General features: G+C 75.7%; 5 protein-coding genes. 2 read left to right on the top strand and 3 right to left on the bottom strand.

Annotated elements, in window-relative coordinates:
- Positions 1-197: 197 nt before the first annotated feature.
- Positions 198-371 (bottom strand): CsbD family protein, encoded by a 174-nt coding sequence (locus ACF1BN_RS14335; RefSeq protein WP_392331898.1) that lies wholly within the window; start codon positions 369-371, stop codon positions 198-200.
- Positions 372-582: 211 nt separating this feature from the next.
- Here ACF1BN_RS14335 and ACF1BN_RS14340 point away from each other — a divergent pair, with 211 nt between their 5' ends.
- Both ACF1BN_RS14340 and ACF1BN_RS14345 read left to right on the top strand, forming a co-directional pair.
- A complete protein-coding gene (locus ACF1BN_RS14340; RefSeq protein ID WP_392331899.1) occupies positions 583-954 on the top strand; it encodes a hypothetical protein in 372 nt (123 codons plus the stop codon).
- 758 nt (positions 955-1,712) lie between these two features.
- Positions 1,713-2,183, top strand: coding sequence for an ATP-binding protein (locus ACF1BN_RS14345; protein ID WP_392331900.1), 471 nt, complete (start codon positions 1,713-1,715; stop codon positions 2,181-2,183).
- A gap of 275 nt (positions 2,184-2,458) precedes the next feature.
- Here the strand turns inward: ACF1BN_RS14345 and ACF1BN_RS14350 are convergent, their stop codons facing one another.
- On the bottom strand, positions 2,459-2,716 hold the full coding sequence (locus tag ACF1BN_RS14350; RefSeq protein ID WP_392331901.1) for a WhiB family transcriptional regulator: 258 nt from the start codon (positions 2,714-2,716) through the stop codon (positions 2,459-2,461).
- A 356-nt stretch (positions 2,717-3,072) separates the two neighbouring features.
- Positions 3,073-3,492: an ATP-binding protein gene (locus ACF1BN_RS14355; RefSeq protein WP_392331902.1), complete on the bottom strand. Its 420-nt coding sequence runs from the start codon at positions 3,490-3,492 to the stop codon at positions 3,073-3,075.
- Positions 3,493-3,840 lie beyond the last annotated feature (348 nt).

Genomic DNA, 3,840 nt, shown 5'->3' on the forward strand with positions numbered 1-3,840 from the left:
GGCGCCCCCCGGGGGCCCCACAACCCCCCCCTAGCGGGTGGGGGGCCCCCGGCCCCCCCCGCGCGGGCGGGGGGGGGGGGGGGGGTGAACTGGGGGGGGGGCCCCCCCCCCGGGGGGGCCCCCCCCCCCGTCTCTGATGGGGTCGGACGGCGCCGGGCGACGCTCGACGGCGCCCGGCGAACCGGTCATCCGCCGCATCAGTGCTTGAAAGCGTCCTTCGCCTTCTCCTTGGCCTGGCGCGCGTCGCCCTTCGCCTGCTCGGCCCGTCCCTCGGCCTCCAGGCGCTCGTCGTCGGTCATCCGGCCGGCCGCTTCCTTCAGCTTGCCCTTGGCCTGCTCACCCTTGGCCTTCATCTTCTGCTCACCGGACACGGGGAACCACTCCTTCATCCCTGCGGCACATCTGACACCAGCACGCCTGACCGGTATGGCGGACGGCAAACATGAAGAGCGGGGCGATTACGGACAGGCCGGGTGAATGCGCCGGCCGCGCACGCCCGCCCGGGCCCTCGAACGCCCGCCCGACCGGGCCCCCGAGCGGACGCAAATGTTTAGCCCGGACGGGTAAGGCGAGATGTTGCCCATGAGTGCTTCGGAGAAGAGCGAACAGAACGCGTTCCACCGGACCGGCCCGTACGTGGTGCCGGACTACCCCGACATGGCGTGGACGGACGCCACCGACGAGGAGGAGAGCGAGGACCTGGCGGACCTCGGCGTGCCGGACGTCCTCCCGGCGCCGTGGGCCGAGAAGGCCCGCGCGGCCGCGCACGCGGCGCGGGGCGCCGGTGACGCGGCCTGGAGCGCGGTGCGCGCCGACAAGGCGGTGACGGCCGCCGCCGTCGCGGGCGCGGTGACCGTGCTCGGCCTCGCGTACCTCGTCGGGCGGCGGGCCGGACGCCGGGCGGCGCGGAGCGGTCTCGGGCCGATGGCCCTGCTGCTCGAACGCCGCTGCTGAGCGCGCGGGCGTCCGCACCTCCCCGCTCTTCCGGAGTTCGACACGCACGGCCCTCCGGTTCCCCTGTCGCTCCCTCACCGCCGATCGCGCGGTTCTGGCCCCGCGGCGGCTCGCGGCGATCGCCCTGGTCCCGTGGCCGCCGGGCTGCGCGACCCGGCCGGACGGCTGCACGGACGACCTGATGCCACGACGTGGGGCCCGCCCCCCCCCCCCGGGGGGGCGGGCCCCCCGCGGGGGCACAGGGCGGCCCCCGGCCCCCCCCCCCCCCCCACCGCCCCCGGGGCGGGGGGCGAGCGCCCGGGCCCGGGGGCGGCGGGGCGGCCCCCCCGGCCGGGGGGGGGCCCCGCCCCCCCCCCCCCCCCGCGGGGGCCCCCCCCCCCCCCCCGGGGGGCGCGGGCCCCACGTCGTGGCATCAGGCCGTCACCGGTCACCGCTCACCGCTCATCGGCCCCGGGGTCGGGGGCGGGCGGGGCGATCGGCGCCGGACTCCACGACGCGCGTACCGGTGCCGACACTCGGCGTGCACGACCGCGCGTACCCCGGAGCCGGCACGGCATGCGCGACGGTCTCGGGGCCGTCGCGGCGGCCGGTGGACCGGCATCGGACGCCCCGCCCGCCCGCTCGGGGGCCTCCATCACGTACCGTCGGCGGACGCGATCCCCCGGAGTGTCGTCCTCGGGGAATCATGAAGTGCGGAGAGCCGGGTACGAGAGGCCCAGCCGTGCCCACCCACCCGGACGAGGGGAGCGACCAGCACCATGACGGACGCGATGACCGCCGAGCGGTCTGCGCCGGAGTCCCTGCCGACCGCGAGTGCCGTCTACGACGCCGCTCACGGCGGGGCGATGGCCTCGGCGCGCGCCTTCACGGCGGACTTCCTCGTGAGCGCCCTGTCCCTGCCGGGCGGGCCGGTGGCGGACGAGCGGGTCGAACTGGCGCAGCTGGTGGTCAGCGAGTTGGTGACCAATGCCGTACGGCACGCCGCCGGCTCCTGCCGGCTGCTCCTGGAGCTGCGTCGGGACGCCCTGGACATCTCGGTCTTCGACCGTGAGCCGGCCTTCCCCGTACCCCGCGGCCACGACCCCCGCCGGATCGGTCAGCACGGCGTCGAGATCGTCCTGGCCGTCTGCGAGAGCCTGACCGTGGAGCCCGGCACGGACGGCAAGCGGGTCCGCGCACGGCTCGCGCTCCGGCCGGCCCCCACCGACACGACGGAGCAGACGGACTGACGGGCGCGCCGCCCCTTGATGCTTCCGGACGCGACCCGCGCGCACCGGGGGAGCACTGGAGGCGCGGTCGTCCTGGCGCGACCGCCGAAGGCGGTACGCGGGCAGGACGGGTGGCGCGGGAGTGCACACCGGGAAGTGGGGCCCGGGTGCCGGGGAGCGAGGGCCGGGCGCCGGGAAGTGGGGACCGGGCGGCGGCAGGTGGGGTGTGCGGCGAGGAGCCGGCGGCCGGGGGGAGCGGAGTCGCGTCGGGAAGCCGGGCGGCCCCGCGCGGAGGGTCAGCGCTCCGCGGCCGCGCGGCGGCTCGTCCGTCGTCGGAGCGTGCGCCGCTCGGTCTCGGTGAGGCCGCCCCACACGCCCGCCGGCGGCTGGGGCTCCGCCATCGCCGTGCGCAAGCACTGCTCGCGCACCGGGCAGCGCCGGCAGACTTCCTTCGCCTCCTCCGCCTGGGCGAGGGCGGGGGCGCCCATCCCCACGGGGAAGAACAGATCGGGGTCGACCTCCTGGCAGGCCGCGGCTTCACGCCAGCTGTCCATGTGAGCCTCCTGGCACATGAGTCGGGATTGGTCCTCGTCTTCGCCTGACCGCTCGGCCGTACCCGAAACCCGGGCGTTCGCGGCCGATTCCGGTTTCAGGCCGTCACCGGGCGCCTCTCCGAGGCCCGCCGACCACGGGTGTGACGCTCCACCACGCCATCGCCACCCCGACACCGAACAGCAGGATCAGTACGACCGGCATCGCGGACTCCTCACGGGCGGGGGATCGGGTCGGACCCTCCGAATGACCGCGAACGCGACGCCGAAACACCCTTTCCGCGGATCGCTCCGCGTCTCCCCGGCTCCCTCACCGCTCCTCCTCCACCGCTTCTCCCTCCCGCTGCCCGCGGAGACGATCAGGCCGCGTCGGACGGGGACGGCCGGAAGCAGGCGGTCACGTCCTTGCCCCGCGGGCAGGGCTGGGTCCGTACCTCGTCGGCGAGGGCACCGACCAGGAACAGGCCGCGCCCGCCGAGGGCGCCGTCGTCCGGGCCGCGCGCCTCGGGAAGCCGGGGCGACGCGTCGTGCACGGTGACGTGCAGGCACTCCTCGTCCCAGGTCAGGATGAGCTGCGCGTCGCTGTGGGCGTGGATGTGCGCGTTGGTGACCAGTTCGGAGACGGCCAGGACCACGGAGTCCGCCACGTCGGGCGCGGTCCTGTCCCAGCCGAGGGTCGTCAGGTGCCCGCGCGTCCAGTCCCTGGCGGTCTTCACGCCGATGCCGACGGGCAGCGACCGCGCCCAACCGACGGCTCTCATCGAGGGATCCCTTGTCATGACTCTCCTTCGAACGACGACTTCGCCCCTTCCGTCTGCCCTCTGTCGGGGGGAGGAACCAGGCCTCGGCCCGCCTCTCCTGGACATGACCACGGATCAGGAGGCCTGAGCTGCGGTCTATTTCGCCGGCTCCGCGCGGAGGAGTCCGGGCATGGCGCGACCGCGTTCGGGAATTCTTTCGAGAAGGCTGTGTGGACCGGGGAACTCCGGGTAGGCGGGCTGGCACGGGGCCAGGCATCCCGGTTCGGGATCGAGTGGAGAGGGGATGGGTGTGTCGGTCACCACGATGGCGGGTGCTGGTGTGGGTGTGGGTGTGGGGGCGCTGCCGTGGATCGCGGACACGTCGGC

The organism is Streptomyces sp. NPDC014861 (genome assembly GCF_043081625.1).
Lineage (GTDB): Bacteria > Actinomycetota > Actinomycetes > Streptomycetales > Streptomycetaceae > Streptomyces.